At 69.7% G+C, this 13,915-nt stretch carries 13 protein-coding genes; 1 reads left to right on the top strand and 12 read right to left on the bottom strand.

The genetic code is table 11. From position 1 onward, the window contains the following. Positions 1-41: 41 nt before the first annotated feature. The 12 genes from QE360_RS03215 to QE360_RS03160 form a co-directional block, all read right to left on the bottom strand. The gene (locus QE360_RS03215) at positions 42-947 is read right to left on the bottom strand and encodes a hemolysin family protein (protein WP_309692636.1); all 906 of its coding nucleotides are present in this window, start codon (positions 945-947) and stop codon (positions 42-44) included. A 9-nt stretch (positions 948-956) separates the two neighbouring features. Beyond that, positions 957-1,472 carry an rRNA maturation RNase YbeY gene (ybeY, locus tag QE360_RS03210; RefSeq protein ID WP_307102851.1) on the bottom strand — a complete coding sequence of 172 codons (516 nt, stop codon included), beginning with the start codon at positions 1,470-1,472 and terminating at the stop codon, positions 957-959. A 93-nt stretch (positions 1,473-1,565) separates the two neighbouring features. After that, entirely contained in the window at positions 1,566-2,564 is a 999-nt protein-coding gene (locus QE360_RS03205; RefSeq protein ID WP_307102852.1) for a PhoH family protein, read from the bottom strand. Between the two features lie 412 nt (positions 2,565-2,976). Further along, positions 2,977-4,299, bottom strand: coding sequence for a tRNA (N6-isopentenyl adenosine(37)-C2)-methylthiotransferase MiaB (miaB, locus tag QE360_RS03200; RefSeq protein ID WP_309699237.1), 1,323 nt, complete (start codon positions 4,297-4,299; stop codon positions 2,977-2,979). A gap of 98 nt (positions 4,300-4,397) precedes the next feature. After that, positions 4,398-5,147 carry a lysophospholipid acyltransferase family protein gene (locus QE360_RS03195; protein ID WP_309699234.1) on the bottom strand — a complete coding sequence of 250 codons (750 nt, stop codon included), beginning with the start codon at positions 5,145-5,147 and terminating at the stop codon, positions 4,398-4,400. Then, the gene (locus tag QE360_RS03190; protein ID WP_007406973.1) at positions 5,144-5,566 is read right to left on the bottom strand and encodes a Fur family transcriptional regulator; all 423 of its coding nucleotides are present in this window, start codon (positions 5,564-5,566) and stop codon (positions 5,144-5,146) included. The genes QE360_RS03195 and QE360_RS03190 overlap by 4 nt, the downstream gene beginning before the upstream one ends. A 99-nt stretch (positions 5,567-5,665) precedes the next feature. Further along, positions 5,666-6,136: a GNAT family N-acetyltransferase gene (locus QE360_RS03185; RefSeq protein ID WP_309699232.1), complete on the bottom strand. Its 471-nt coding sequence runs from the start codon at positions 6,134-6,136 to the stop codon at positions 5,666-5,668. Continuing rightward, positions 6,136-6,774, bottom strand: coding sequence for a tRNA (adenosine(37)-N6)-threonylcarbamoyltransferase complex dimerization subunit type 1 TsaB (gene tsaB / locus QE360_RS03180; RefSeq protein WP_309699231.1), 639 nt, complete (start codon positions 6,772-6,774; stop codon positions 6,136-6,138). The genes QE360_RS03185 and tsaB overlap by 1 nt, the downstream gene beginning before the upstream one ends. A gap of 8 nt (positions 6,775-6,782) precedes the next feature. Continuing rightward, entirely contained in the window at positions 6,783-7,373 is a 591-nt protein-coding gene (locus tag QE360_RS03175; RefSeq protein WP_307102863.1) for a malonic semialdehyde reductase, read from the bottom strand. Next, on the bottom strand, positions 7,373-7,945 hold the full coding sequence (locus tag QE360_RS03170) for a NifU family protein (protein WP_307102865.1): 573 nt from the start codon (positions 7,943-7,945) through the stop codon (positions 7,373-7,375). The genes QE360_RS03175 and QE360_RS03170 overlap by 1 nt, the downstream gene beginning before the upstream one ends. Positions 7,946-8,092: 147 nt before the next feature. Continuing rightward, a complete protein-coding gene (locus QE360_RS03165) occupies positions 8,093-9,835 on the bottom strand; it encodes a methyl-accepting chemotaxis protein (protein WP_309699229.1) in 1,743 nt (580 codons plus the stop codon). A gap of 103 nt (positions 9,836-9,938) precedes the next feature. Then, entirely contained in the window at positions 9,939-10,655 is a 717-nt protein-coding gene (locus tag QE360_RS03160; RefSeq protein ID WP_309699227.1) for an aspartyl/asparaginyl beta-hydroxylase domain-containing protein, read from the bottom strand. 200 nt (positions 10,656-10,855) lie between these two features. Between QE360_RS03160 and QE360_RS03155 the strand changes: the two genes are divergently transcribed. Further along, the gene (locus QE360_RS03155; RefSeq protein ID WP_309699225.1) at positions 10,856-13,816 is read left to right on the top strand and encodes an insulinase family protein; all 2,961 of its coding nucleotides are present in this window, start codon (positions 10,856-10,858) and stop codon (positions 13,814-13,816) included. Positions 13,817-13,915 lie beyond the last annotated feature (99 nt).

Here is a 13,915-nt window from a genome sequence, read left to right as displayed (position 1 = left end):
GTCCTCGCTGCGCAGACCCGCCGATCCCCGTCAGGCGCGGATCAATCCTCCGCCGCCGCCACCGCGGGATGCAGGCGCAGGCGGTGGATGCGGCGCTCGTCGGCCTCCGTCACCTCGATCCGCCAGCCGCTGGGATGGTCGAGGCACGTGCCGACCGGCGGCACCTGTCCCGCCATCACCGCGGTCAGGCCGCCCAGCGTGTCGACATCGTCCTCCGCCTCTTCGAGCGCGGGGTCGACGGTGCGCGCGACCTCCTCCAGCCCGACCCGCGCATCGGCGTCCCAGGCCCCGCCGTCGAGCGGCACGAGCAGCGCCTGCGGCGCCTCGTCATGCTCGTCCTCGATCTCGCCGACGATTTCCTCGATCAAGTCCTCGATGGTGACGAGCCCTTCGGTGCCCGAATATTCGTCGAGCACCACCGCCAGATGCACCCGCTTCTGGCGCATGTCGGCGAGCAGATCGAGCGCGCCACGCGACATCGGCACATACAGCGGATCGCGGATCAGCCCGGCGAGGGTGGCGGGATGCTCCGCGCCGGTCGCCAGGATGTTGAACACGTCCTTGATATGGACCATGCCGATGATCTGGTCGAGCGTCTCGCGATAGACGGGCAGGCGGCTATGCCCGGCCTCGGCAAAAATTTGGACGAGATGGTCGAAGGTCGTCCGCTCCTCGATCGCGATGATGTCGGCGCGGGGGACGCCCACATCGCCCGCGTCGCGCTCGCCGAAATGCAGGAGGTTGCGGACCATCTGCCGCTCCAGCGGGGTCAGGTCGCCCTTGGCGTCGGGGCCGGGATCGTCCTCGTGCCGGTCGATCGCCTCTTCCAGCTGGTCGCGCAGCGATTCTTCCTGATCGCCGCCGAAGATCAGGGATTTCAGCCCCTGCCAGATACCGGATTCGTGGGAGTCACCGTTGCCGGTGCTGCTACTGGGGCCGTCGGCCATCGGGGGGTGTCAGTCCTCGCGTATCAGATAGGGGTCGGCGATGCCGAGGCTGGCCAGCGCGTCGCGCTCGATCGCTTCCATCGCTTCGGCCTCGTCATCCTGCATATGGTCATAGCCTAGCAGATGAAGCACGCCGTGCACCAGCAGATGAGTCGCATGGGTTTCGGTCGCGATCCCGCGTTCGGCCGCCTCGGCGACGCACACGCCATGCGCCAGCACGATGTCGCCCAGCAGCACCTCGCCATCGTCCGAATTCTGCGTGACCGTCTCGATCAGGTCGGGCTGGACCATTGGGAAGGACAGGACGTTGGTCGACTTGTCCTTCTGTCGGTACTGGCGATTGAGCGCGTGCACCTCGTCATCGCTGGTCAGCCGGACCGAGATCTCGATGATCGCGGGCGTGGTCAGCAGGGGGCCATGCGGCGTCCGCTCGATCGCGGCGCGGGCGGCGCGGGTGGCGAGCGCGGTCCACTGGTCCTCGTCGCCGGACCAGGGCTCTTCATGGATCAGCGCAATCTCGATCATCGGGGCCTTTCAGGGGCGGCGGGGGCGGTCGGACGGTAAATCGCCGCCCCCTATCAACAGTTCCGGCGTTACGCCAACGAAAGGACGAGGCCGTCAGGCATTTGGCCCTTCATAGGCATCGACGATCCGCCCGACGATGGGATGGCGCACCACGTCGGCGGCGGTGAAGCGGCTCATCGCGATCCCCTCCACGCCCTCCAGGCGCCGCACCGCATCCGCCAGGCCCGAGGCCGCGACGCCGCCGGGCAAGTCGACCTGGTTGGGATCGCCGCAGATCACCATCCGGCTGTTCTGGCCGAAGCGGGTCAGGAACATCTTCATCTGCGCAGGGGTGGTGTTCTGCGCCTCGTCGAGGATGACGAAGGCATCGGCCAGCGTCCGGCCGCGCATGAAGGCGATCGGCGCGATCTCGATCTCGCCGCTGGCGATCCGCCGTTCCACCTGCTCGGCGGGCAGGCAGTCGTAGAGCGCGTCGTAGAGCGGACGGAGATAGGGATCGACCTTCTCCTTCATGTCGCCGGGCAGGAAGCCCAGCCGCTCGCCCGCCTCGACCGCGGGGCGCGACAGGATCAGCCGCTGGACCGATCCGGTGATGAGCTGCGCCACCGCCTGCGCGACCGCGACATAGGTCTTGCCGGTGCCCGCCGGACCGAGCGCGAAGATCATGTCGTTGGACACGAGCTGCTTCATGTAATGCGCCTGGGCGGGCGTGCGCGGGACGATCGTCTTCTTGCGCGTGCGGATCATGATCGGCGGGGCGGACGTCCGCTCGGCGCTGAGAATGCCGTCGAGCGTCGGTTCGGAGGCCATCGCGATCGCGGCGTCGACCAGGCCGGTGTCGACCTCCTCGCCGCGCTGGATACGGGCATAGAGGTCGTTCAGCACGTCGCGGGCCAGCGCCACCTGCTCCGAGGTCCCCTCCAGCCCGACGCGGTTGCCGCGCGCGGTGATGTAGACGCCCAATCGATTTTCCAACGCGACCAGATTGCGGTCATATTGGCCGAACAGCTGCGCCAGCACTTGCGGCTTGTCGAAGCTGAGTTCCGCCCGGCTGCGTTCACCGGCCTGGGCGGGGAGGGGCTTGCGGCTCATGCGGTCCTTTCACCGTCTGTTGTCCCGCCAAGATGGGATGGCAGGGCACGGAACGCCAGCGAAATTGCATGACATAGGTGTGTCGGCGGGACGGTTTTTCGCGCGCAGAGGCGCGGAGGACGCAGAGAAGAAGAGCCCCCCTTTGCGATCGGGAGACCCTCTTCTTCCTCTGCGCTCTCTGCGCCTCTGCGCGATCCAGAAAATTTGGTTCGCGCGGAGACGCGGAGGCGCGGAGAGTGCGCATCCAGCCGCGATCTCGGCCTGTTAGCCATTCGCCATGGAAAAGGTCTTCCGGTCGCGCGGGCTGAGTGAAGCATCAGCGGGCGGGACATCTCCGCGCCTCCGCGTCTCCGCGCGAACAATCATCTTGGGCTTCGACTTCGCTCAGCCTGAACGGAGGTAGGGGGACGGCTTACGCCGCCGCCTTGACCTTGGCCTGTCCGGTCAGCGAGTTCGGGCCCGCCGCGACCAGTTCCACCTCGACCAGATCGCCGATCTGGTGGTCGCCGATCAGGTGGACCGACTGCAACCAGGGCGACTTGCCCAGCATCTGGCCGGGTAGCTTGCCGCGCCGCTCGATCAGGACGGTGCAGTTCCGCCCGACGCTCGCCATGTTGAAGGCGTGCTGGTCGCGGTTGAGCGCGGCCTGGAGACGCTGGAGCCGGTCGTCCATCACCTCGGCGGGGACCTGGTCGGCCATGGTCGCGGCGGGGGTGCCGGGGCGGGGGGAGTATTTGAAGCTGAATGCCTGCGCATGGCCCATCGCGTCGACCAGGCTCAGCGTGTCGGCGAACTCCGCCTCGGTCTCCCCCGGAAAGCCGACGATGAAGTCGCCCGACAATGCGATGTCGGGGCGCGCCGCGCGCACCCGGTCGATCACCCGCATATAGCTGTCGCGGCTATGCTGGCGGTTCATCGCCTTCAGGATGCGGTCGCTGCCCGACTGGACCGGCAGGTGGAGGAAGGGCATCAGGCTCTCGACATCGCGGTGCGCGTCGATCAGCCCCTGCGTCATGTCATTGGGGTGGCTGGTCGTGTAGCGGATGCGGTGCAGCCCCGGAATCCGGTCCATCTCGCGGATCAGCCCGTGCAGCCCCCGGTCGTCGGCGTCGTTCCAGGCATTGACGTTCTGGCCCAGCAGCGTGATCTCGCGCGCGCCCGCTTCGACCAGTGCGCGCGCCTCGTCCATGATCGCCGAATAGGAGCGGCTGACCTCCGCCCCGCGCGTATAGGGCACCACGCAATAGGTGCAGAATTTGTCGCAACCCTCCTGCACGGTCAGGAAGGCCGAGGGGCCGACCTTGCGACGGCCGGGCAGGTGGACGAATTTTGACTCGACCGGCATGTCGGTGTCGAGCGCGGCCTCGCCCGCCGCCGCCCTGGCGACCAGGTCGGGCAGGTTGTGATAGGCCTGCGGGCCGACCACCACATCGACCTTGGCGCGGCGGACGATCTCGGGCCCTTCGGCCTGCGCGACGCAGCCGGCGACCGCGATCATCGGCTTGCGGCCCTCGTCGGCGGCGTCCTTGCGGATACGGCCGATCTCCGAATAGACGCGCTCGGTCGCGCGTTCGCGGATGTGGCAGGTGTTGAGCACCACCAGATCGGCGGCACCGGCATCGTCGGTCGCGGACAGGCCTTGCGCGGCCATCAGCTCGGCCATGCGCTCGCCGTCATAGACGTTCATCTGACAGCCGAAGGACTTGACGTGGAAGGTCTTGGGAGATGCGGGCATGACGCGCCCCTTATCGCAAATCGCGGGGCCTCGCCAGCGTCGGCGATGGGGGCGTCGTGCCTGGCAGGACAGGGGCCCCGCGCGATGCGACAAACGGGTCAGGACGCGGCGATGCGCGCCCGTGCCTCGGCGGCGATCGCCTTGCGGTCGGGGAAGTCGGCGGGGTCGAACGGCTCCAGATAATGAAGCGTCACCACGAAGCGCCCCGGTCGCCGCAGCACCCGCCTGGCATGGGCGTCGCCCGCATCGTCGCCCAGCCACGCCAGATCGGCCGCCGCCGCGCCATAGTCGATCCGCACCGGCTGGACGCGGATGCCGGGAATGGGCGGGACCAAGGCGGCGAACAGCGCGGGCTTGAAGGGCAGGAGGTGCAGATCGTCGCCCGTCGTCCCCTCCGGAAAGATCGCCAGCGTCTGCCCCTCGGTCAGCGCGGCGCGGATGGTCGCCACCTGATCGCCGACCCCCAGGCGGTCGCCGCGCGCGACGAACACGGTGCGGTTGAGCCCCGCCAGCCAGCCGATCAGCGGCAGCGCCGCCACCTCCGCCTTGGCGACGAAGCGGGTGCCCGATGTGCCCGCCAGCAGCAGTATGTCCATCCAGCTCAGGTGATTGGCCGCGATCATCGCATCCCGCCGGAGCGGGGTGCCGGTGACCCGAATGTCCGCGCCCAGGATGATGGCGACCCGGCGCAGGAACCGGGGCGGCCAGGGCGAGCGGCGTCCGAGTGCCCGCCAGGCCCCATGCAGCATCAGCGCGACCAGCAGCGTGCCGATAATGCACGAAAGGCGACCCGCTGCACGCAGGCCGCCCTTGTGGTCGGCATCGGACAAGGCGATGCTCGCCGTCATCCCTTGCGGTCGAGGCTGACGCCGTAAAGCTCCATCCGGTGGTCGACCAGGCGGAAGCCCAGCTTCTCGGCGATCGCCTTTTGCAGCTGTTCCAGCTCGGGGTCGACGAACTCGATCACGCGGCCGGTCTCGACATCGATCAGGTGATCGTGATGCGCCTCGGGCGAGGGTTCATAACGGGCGCGGCCGTCGCCGAAATCGTGGCGGTCCAGGATGCCGGCTTCCTCGAACAGGCGGACGGTGCGGTACACCGTCGCGATCGAGATGCCCGGATCGATCTTGGCGGCGCGCTCATAGACCTTTTCCACATCGGGATGGTCCTCCGCTTCCGACAGGACGCGGGCGATCACGCGGCGCTGTTCGGTGATGCGCAGTCCCTTTTGCGCGCACAGCGCTTCAAGATCGATTTTGCGGGCCATGGTAACGTTCAACTCCTCGGGCTGACCCCCTCTCTACGCGCAAAGCCTAATTGCGAAAAGGGGATAGCGACTCGCAATAACCCGGAAACTGTGATCGGGTCAGGCGATGGCGCGGGCATAGGTGTGGGCATCGTAATGCCGCCCGTCCGCGCCCTTGTAATAATTACGCCGTTCGCCGCATTTGGCAAAGCCGTGCGCGGTATAGAACAGCACGGCCGGATTGTTCGAGCGGACCTCCAGGTGCAGCGTCACCACCCCCGACGCGGCGCAGTCGGCGATCACCGAGCGGATCAGCGCGCTGGCGATCCCATGGCGGCGATGATCGGGGACGACGCCCAGCAGCAGCAGCTCGGCCTCGTCCATCACGGCGCGGGTCAGCGCGAAGCCCGCCGGTTCGCCGCCCGCCTCGGCGATCAGCAGATGGACGCCGGGCATCGTCATGACGCCCAGCAACTGGGCCCGCGTCCAGGCCTCGCCCCATTGCGGATCGAAGGCGGCGGCCATGACCTGCTCGGCCGCGCCCGCATCGCGGGCATCCCCGGCGCGCAGCTGCACGCTGAGGCTGGCCATCAGGCGACGAGCTCGGGCGGGGTGATGCCACCCGGCAGCTTGGCATCGGGCGCACGGCCATAGACGGGGCGCGGCGCCAGGCCGACCAGCCCGGGCGGCAGTCGCCAGGCCTCGGACGCATCGGGCAGCGCCTCGACCACCGGCAGGTCGGGGGCGAGCGCAGTCAGCCAGCGCACGCCGTTACCGACCGCCACCCGGCCCTCCAGCGCGGCGAGCGCGGCATCGGGCTTCATCGAGGCGAAGGGGGAGAGCGGCGTCAGGTCGCGGGCAAAGGCCTGGACGAACACCTCGCCATGCCCGCCCTCCAGCACGACGGTCAGCGCCTCGTCCGTCCGCGTCGCAAAGGCGGCGGCGGCGACCAGCGCCAGCGAGTGATAGCCGGTGGCGCCGACGCCCCAGCCCAGCGCCAGCCCGCGCGCGGCGGCGATGCCGACCCGGATGCCGGTGAAGCTGCCGGGGCCGCAATCGACCAGGATGCGCGCCGCCCGGCCGCCATCGGGCAGCGCGGCGATCATCGGCACCAGCTTTTCGGCATGGCCGCGCCCGACGACGTCATGGGCATGGCCGATCACCCGCTCGCCCTCCAGAAGGGCGACCGAGCAGGCGGCGGTGGCGGTGTCGATGACCAGCGTGCGCAAGATGGGGCTCAGACGATCCGGTTGGCCTGTTCGAACGACAGGCGGGGATTGCGCGGGTGCAGCGTGCTGCGGTCGCCATAGCCGATCGTCGCGATGAAGTTGGACCGCACGCCCGGCTGGTCGGCGAAGAACGCCTTGTCCACCGCGCCCTGGTCGAAGCCCGACATCGCGCCGGTATCCAGCCCCAGCGCGCGCGCGGCCAGGATCAGATAGGCGCCCTGAAGCGAACTGTTGCGGAAGGCGGAGGCTTCGCGCAGCTCGGTATTGCCGTCGAACCAGCTCTTGGCATCCACATGCGGGAACAGCTGCGGCAGGTTTTCGTGGAAATTCACGTCCATGCCGATCACCACGGCGGCGGGGGCGGCGCGGATCTTGTCCGCGTTGCTGCCCGTCGCGCAGTCGGCCAGCCTGTCCTTCGCCTCCTGGCTCAGGCACCAGACCATGCGTGCCGGGCTCTGGTTGGTCGAGGTCGGGGCCATCTTCATCAGGTCCCAGACCGCGCGAATCTCGTCCTCGCCGACGGGCGTGTCGAGATAATGGTTGAAGGTCCGTCCTTCGCGGAACAGCCGGTCGAGGCTGGCGTCGTCGATCGGGTTCATCAGACGGCCCTCACTTCGGTGACTTCGGGGACATAATGGCGCAGCAACTGCTCGATGCCGTTCTTGAGCGTCGCGGTGGAGGAGGGGCAACCCGCGCAGGCGCCCTGCATCTTGAGATAGACCTTGCCCTTGTCGAAGCCGCGATAGACGATGTCGCCGCCGTCATTGGCGACCGCGGGCCGGACGCGCGTGTCGATCAGTTCGCGGATTTGCGCGACGATGTCGGCATCCTCGGGATCGTCGGCGAACGCCTCTTCCTCGCCCGGAACCGCGAAGTCGGCCGCGCCCTGCCTGAACAGCGGCATCTGTGCCGAGAAATGGTCGAGCAGAATGCCGAGCACGTCGGGCTTCACATCCGACCAGTCGGTGCCGGGCGCGACCGTGACCGAGACGAAGTCGCGGCCGAAGAACACGCCGGTCACGTCGCCCAGGTTGAAGATCGCCTCGGCCAGCGGGCTGGCGGCGGCTTCCTCGGGCGAGGCGAAGTCGCGGGTGCCGCTGTCCATGACCTTGCGGCCGGGCAGGAATTTCAGCGTCGCCGGATTGGGCGTCGGTTCGGTCTCGATCAGCATATCCCCCATGTGGCGCGGGTCGCGACGGGGATCAAGCACGGGCAGGGAAAGGATGCGTTTCGAATCCCCAAGCCATGATGGTCCCCACCCGATTCCGGCGGGCCGGTACCGCCCGAACGCGCTGCCAGCGCGTTTCCAAACGACCCCTCAGGCGACGAGGTGCAGCGGCGCCGACGGCCGGGCGCTGCGCGGCTCGGCCAGGCGGAAGCGGGCGATCGCCGCGTTCAGCTCCTCCGCCTCCTGCGCCAGGGTGCGCGCGGCGGCGGTCGCCTGTTCGACCATCGCGGCATTTTGCTGAGTGACGCCGTCCATCTCGGTCAGCGCGAGGTTGATCTGGCCCATGCTGCCCGCCTGATGCGCGGTATCCTTGGCGATGCCGGTCATCAGCGCGCCGATCTCGCCCATCCCCTGGTTGATCCGGGTCAGCGCGTCGCCGGTCTGGCCGACCAGGTCGACGCCGACGCGCACCTGATCCGCGCTGGCCAGGATCCGCGCCTTCACGTCGCGCGCGGCATCCGCCGAACGCTGTGCCAGCGCGCGCACCTCGGACGCGACGACCGCGAAGCCCTTGCCCGCATCGCCCGCCCGCGCGGCTTCGACCCCGGCGTTGAGCGCGAGCAGATTGGTCTGGAAGGCGATGCCGTCGATCACCCCGATGATCGTGGCGATCTCGGTCGAGGCGTGTTCGATGTCGCCCATCGCGGCGCGTGCGCGGTCGACCACCGCGCCGCCCTCGCGCGCTTCGCTGCGGGTCCGCTCGACCACCTGCGCGGCCCGGGCGGCACCGTCGGCGGCGTGGCGGACGGTGGCGGTGACCTCGTCCATCCCGGCGGCGGTTTCCTCCAGGCTGGCGGCCTGTTGCTCGGTCCGGCGGGACAGGTCGTCGGAGGCTTGGCGAATGTCGATCGCGCCCGCCCGGATGCCGTCCGCCGTGCCCGCCACCGCCGCCATGGCGGCCTGCAAGGCCAGCATCGCGCCGTTGAAATCGGCCTTCAGCCGCGCGAAGGGCGCCTCCAGCGGCGCGTCGATCCGGGCGGTCAGGTCCCCCTTCGCCAGCGCGGACAGGCCCTGGCCGATGCTCGACACGATCAGGTCGGTCTGGCGCGCCTTGGCCGCCTCGGCCTCGGCCAGATGGTCGCGAAACGCCGCCATCGAGCGGGCCATCTCGCCCACCTCGTCCGCGCGCGATCCGTGCGGGATGGCGATGTCGGTCCGCCCTGCGGCCAGCGCCCCCATCGCGGCGCGCAGGTCGTGCAGCGGGCGCACCACCGTGCGCAGCGCGATGGTCAGCCCCATGGCCAGCCCGATCACCGCCAGCATCGCGGTCGCGCCGATCAGGATCCAGCGACCCTGTTCGGCGGTCTCGGCGGCGCGGTCGTGAAGCGCGGCGACGTCCTCCTTCAGCGCGTCGATCCGGCTGTCGGCGATCGTGGAGGCGCGCCGTTCGGCGGGGCGGACGCGCTGGCGGAAATGGGCCAGGCCGCCCGCCCGGTCGCCGCCATTGGCCAGCCGCCCGGCGATCGCCAGTTCGGCGCGCACCTGATCCTGCGACGCCAGATACTCGGCCGACACCGATCCCGGCGGCGCGCGGCGCAGCGACGCCAACTCGTCGCCGAAGCTCGCCAGTCGCTTGGTAAATTTGGTCAGGATCACCTGCCGCTCCGCCGGGTCCTCCTCCAGTGCCAGGTTGAGCGCGTCGCGCTGCAACGACCGGCTGAGCGAGCGCAGTTCCGCCAGCCGGAACATCAGCGCGCCCGCATCGGTGGCGGCTTCATTGGCGGCGGCCACCCTCTGCGAGAGGTGCAGCGTCACCCCCGACAGGCTGGCGAGCAATATTACGGACACCAGGACCGGGGCGATCAGGCGGGCGGCGACACTTTTGATTTTCATGACAATTTTGTGACAAAAGCCAATGGAAAGAATGACTTGCCATTGGTGTCGGCGGGTTGCCAAAATATTAACGTTGCCGCGTCACGGGCCCCGGTCGGGATTTTTAGGCGGGGCGGTCGTGCTGCCCCAGTCCCAATAGCGACTCGGCGATCCAGCGTCCCGGCTGGCGCAGCGGGCGGACGACCTGGACGACCAGGACGGTGCGCGTCCCGCCCGTCTCGTTCCACATTTCATGGACATAGGTGTCGTCGAACACCAGGGTCTCGCCCTCGGCCCAACGGACGATGCGATCCTTCACCCGCATCCGCGCATCGCCGTCGCGCGGGACGGCGAGCCCCAGATGGCAGGTGATCAGCCCCTTGGTCGCGCCGCGCCGGGGCGGGACATGCGCACCGGGCGCGAGTCGGGCGATATGGGCATCATGAAGCCCCGGAATCGCCGCGACGATCGCTGCCAAGCGCGGACAGGCGCGCCAGTCCGCCCCGGCCGCCGGATCGGCGCGCACCTCGTCGCGGATCGCGGTCCACTGGCAACGGAGCCCCGCCGTCCAGCCGAAGTCGCGCACGTCGAGTACCGGATCATTGGCAACCAGCGAGGAGGCCGCGAGCACCCGGTCGGGCAGGTGCCGCAACCGCATGCCGATCGCCCGGCCGAGCGACGGACGCGCCGCCGCGTCGGTCGGCGGGAACGGAGCGGGCTGGGGCGGGACCAGCGACAGGTCGGCCCTGGGGGCGGGGGCATCCGCGTCGCATGCGCCCGATTTATGCCATATTGCGCCCCGCGAAGGACGCTGGACTCCGGCATTCATCGACTTGGTCATCACGCGCTTCATATCCCCGGCCTCGACGCCTGCATCGGGGACGTTGGCCGTCCTCCTGCCGCAAGGTCAGTGTCGCCGGACTAGCCCGCCTATGGGTCGAAATGATGGCGACGACCCGGCGGGGGAGCGCCGCGGGGCGGGGGATTGGGGCGATTTGGGGGCGACTGGCGGTGGCGCGTTCGCCGCGATAAGAGGGGGGCATGGCGTTCACGATCCGCGCGTTGCGCAGTCTTGCCCTGCCGGTCCTGATCGGGCTGGCCCTTCCCGTCATCGCCCAGGCCCCCCGGCCGGGCCCGACGGACCAGCGCTCGGTGCCGCAGGGGATGCCCGTCCCCGTCACGGTGGCGACCGCGCCCGCCGCGCCCGCCGAGCGCGATCCGCTCGCGCCGCTGCCGCCCATTCCCGGCGTCGACCAGAGCGCCTGGCTCTACAAGGGCTCCGACCTGCCGCAGGACAAGGCGTGGAAGTTCGGGCGGCTGGCCAATGGCCTGCGCTTTGCGGTCCGGCGCAACGGGGTGCCGCCGGGGCAGGTGGCGGTGCGGGTGCGGATCGATGCAGGGTCGCTCAACGAACGCGACTCGGAACGCGGCTTCGCCCATCTGATCGAGCATCTGTCGTTCCGCGGCTCGCAATATGTCCCCGATGGCGAGGCCAAGCGGATCTGGCAGCGGCTGGGCGCGACCTTCGGGTCGGACTCCAACGCCTCGACCACGCCGACCCAGACCGTCTATCAGCTCGACCTGCCCGGCGCGACCGAGGCGGGGCTGGACGAGAGCCTGAAGATCCTGGCGGGCATGATGGCGGCCCCCTCGATCACCGCCCAATCGCTGAATGCCGAGCGGCCGGTGGTGCTGGCCGAGCGCCGCGAGCAGCCGGGGCCGCAGGTCCGCTATTTGGACAAGCTGCGCGAGACCTTCTTCGCTGGCCAGCCGCTCGCCGATCGGTCGCCGATCGGGCAGCTCGCCACGCTGGAGGCGGCGACGCCCGAGAGCGTGCGGGCGTTCCACGACCGATGGTATCGGCCCGAGCGCGCGGTGGTCGTCATCTCGGGCGACATGGACCCGCTCGTCCTGGCGCAACTGGTCACCCGGAATTTCGGCGGCTGGCAGGGCGTCGGCGCCAATCCGCCCGATCCCGATTTCGGCAGCCCCCGGGCCGATGCGCCGATGGCGGGTGCGCTGGTCGAACCCGCCCTGCCGCCGACCGTGGCGATGGGGGTGCTGCGCCCCTGGCAGTATCGCGACGACACCGCGATCTTCAACCAGAAGCGGATGGTCGACATGGTCGCCGCGCGCCTGATCAGCCGCCGGCTGGAAAACCGGGCGCGGGCGGGGGGCAGCTTCCTGCAGGCCAGCGTCGCGCTCGACGACGTGTCCCGCTCGGCCAATATGACGACGGTGAACGTCGTGCCCCTCGGCGAGGATTGGGAGGCTGCGCTCAAGGACGTGCGCGCGGTCATCGCCGATGCGATGGCGACCGCGCCCACCCAGGCCGAGATCGACCGCGAGCTCGCCGATTACGACGCCATCCTGCGCACCGAGGTCGAGACCGCGCGGGTCGAGGCGGGGGCCAAGCAGGCCGACGACATGGTCGGCGCGCTCGACATTCGCGAGACCGTTACCGCGCCGGAGAGCAGCTATCAGATCTTGAAGCAGGCGGTGGCGGCGCGGATGTTCACGCCCGAGACGGTGCTGGCGTCGACCCGCCGGATCTTCCAGGGGACTGCGACGCGCGCGCTGGTCAACACCCGCACCGCGCAAGCCGATGCGGTCGCCCGGCTGACCGCCGCGCTGAAGGCCGATGTCCGCCCGCTTGCCGAACAGCGCCGCCGACAGGGCACGATCAGCTTCGCCCAGCTGCCCAGGCTGGGCGCGCCGGGCAAGGTCGTGGCGCGCGAGAAGATCGATGCGCTGGGGCTGGAAAAGGTCACCTTCGCCAATGGCGTGCGGCTGTTGCTGTTCGCGAATGACGGCGAGACGGCGCGCATCTATCTGCGCGTCCGGTTCGGGCGTGGCTATGACGCGCTGCCCGCCAACCGCGAGAGCCCGGCCTGGGCGGCCGATCTGGCGCTGGTGGCGGGCGGGATCGGTAAGTTCGACCAGGGCGATCTCGACCGGCTGACCGCCGGGCGGCGCATGGGGATGGACTTCGGGATCGAGGACGATGCCTTTGCCTTCAACGCGCTGAGTTCGCCCGACGACTATGCCGACAATCTGAAGCTGATGGCGGCCAAGCTGATCGCGCCGCGCTGGGACGCCGCGCCGGTCAACCGGGCCAAGGCGGCGATGCTGGCGGGGTATGACGGGCTCGACGCCTCGCCCGACAGCGTGCTGGGCCGCGATCTGGAGCGGTTGCTGCGCGACGGCGATCCGCGCTGGGGCACCCCGCCGCGCGAGGCGGTGGCGGCGGTCACCCCCGCGTCGTTCAAGGCGCTGTGGGCGCCCTTGCTCGCCTCGGGCCCGATCGAGGTGTCGGTGTTCGGCGACGTGAAGGCCGACGAAGCGATCAAGGCGGTTGCGGAGAGCCTGGGCGCGATCCCCGCGCGCAAGGTCGATGGGTCGCCCGCGCCCCCGGTCCGCTTCCCCGCGCATGTCGCCACGCCGGTCGTGCTTACCCATGGCGGCCCGGCCGACCAGGCGGCAGCGGTGATCGCCTGGCCGACCGGCGGCGGGGCGGGGGACGACCGGATCCGCAACCGGCTGGACGTGCTGGCGCAGGTCTTTTCGGACCGGCTGTTCGACCGGCTCCGATCGCAGGCCGGGGCCAGCTACAGCCCGCAGGTCGGCAGCCAGTGGCCGCTCGGCCTGCCCGGCGGCGGGCGGATGATCGCGATCGGCATGGTCGCCCCCGACAAGGTCGACTTCTTCCTGTCGACCGCGCGCGCCATCGCCGCCGACCTTGCCGCGCATCCAATCGATGCCGACGAGTTGCAGCGGATCAAGCGTCCGATGGCGCAGCGGCTGATGCGGATGTCGTCGGGCAACCAGTTCTGGATGCAGCGCCTGGCGGGGGCCTCCTACGACCCCCGCCGGATCGAGGCGACCCAGCGGCTGGCACAGGATTTCGTCTCGATCGGCCCCGCCGACATCCAGGCGGTGGCGGCGAAATATCTGCGGCCCGACACCGACTGGACGCTGAAGGTGGTGCCGCGCGCCAAGTAATCCTCCCCACGAGCGGGGAGGAACCTGTCGCTTTCCCGCTCGTTTCAGCCATTCACCGCCTTTGTGCGCCGCAAAATCCCCGCTGCCCTTTCGCTTTGC

The organism is Sphingomonas sp. SORGH_AS_0789 (genome assembly GCF_031453055.1).
Lineage (GTDB): Bacteria > Pseudomonadota > Alphaproteobacteria > Sphingomonadales > Sphingomonadaceae > Sphingomonas.
Note: the sequence above shows the minus strand (reverse complement) of the source record. Positions and strands in the feature narration are given on the sequence as shown.

Excerpts from the sequence above, each read along its gene's own strand:
- miaB (WP_309699237.1), bottom strand. The coding sequence starts at position 4,299 with ATGCCCGCATCTCCCAAGACCTTCCACGTCAAGTCCTTCGGCTGTCAG.
- QE360_RS03170 (WP_307102865.1), bottom strand. The coding sequence starts at position 7,945 with ATGCTGATCGAGACCGAACCGACGCCCAATCCGGCGACGCTGAAATTC.
- QE360_RS03215 (WP_309692636.1), bottom strand. The coding sequence starts at position 947 with ATGGCCGACGGCCCCAGTAGCAGCACCGGCAACGGTGACTCCCACGAA.
- QE360_RS03205 (WP_307102852.1), bottom strand. The coding sequence starts at position 2,564 with ATGAGCCGCAAGCCCCTCCCCGCCCAGGCCGGTGAACGCAGCCGGGCG.
- QE360_RS03190 (WP_007406973.1), bottom strand. The coding sequence starts at position 5,566 with ATGGCCCGCAAAATCGATCTTGAAGCGCTGTGCGCGCAAAAGGGACTG.
- QE360_RS03160 (WP_309699227.1), bottom strand. The coding sequence starts at position 10,655 with ATGACCAAGTCGATGAATGCCGGAGTCCAGCGTCCTTCGCGGGGCGCA.
- ybeY (WP_307102851.1), bottom strand. The coding sequence starts at position 1,472 with ATGATCGAGATTGCGCTGATCCATGAAGAGCCCTGGTCCGGCGACGAG.
- QE360_RS03185 (WP_309699232.1), bottom strand. The coding sequence starts at position 6,136 with ATGGCCAGCCTCAGCGTGCAGCTGCGCGCCGGGGATGCCCGCGATGCG.
- QE360_RS03155 (WP_309699225.1), top strand. The coding sequence starts at position 10,856 with ATGGCGTTCACGATCCGCGCGTTGCGCAGTCTTGCCCTGCCGGTCCTG.
- QE360_RS03195 (WP_309699234.1), bottom strand. The coding sequence starts at position 5,147 with ATGACGGCGAGCATCGCCTTGTCCGATGCCGACCACAAGGGCGGCCTG.
- QE360_RS03165 (WP_309699229.1), bottom strand. The coding sequence starts at position 9,835 with ATGAAAATCAAAAGTGTCGCCGCCCGCCTGATCGCCCCGGTCCTGGTG.
- QE360_RS03175 (WP_307102863.1), bottom strand. The coding sequence starts at position 7,373 with ATGAACCCGATCGACGACGCCAGCCTCGACCGGCTGTTCCGCGAAGGA.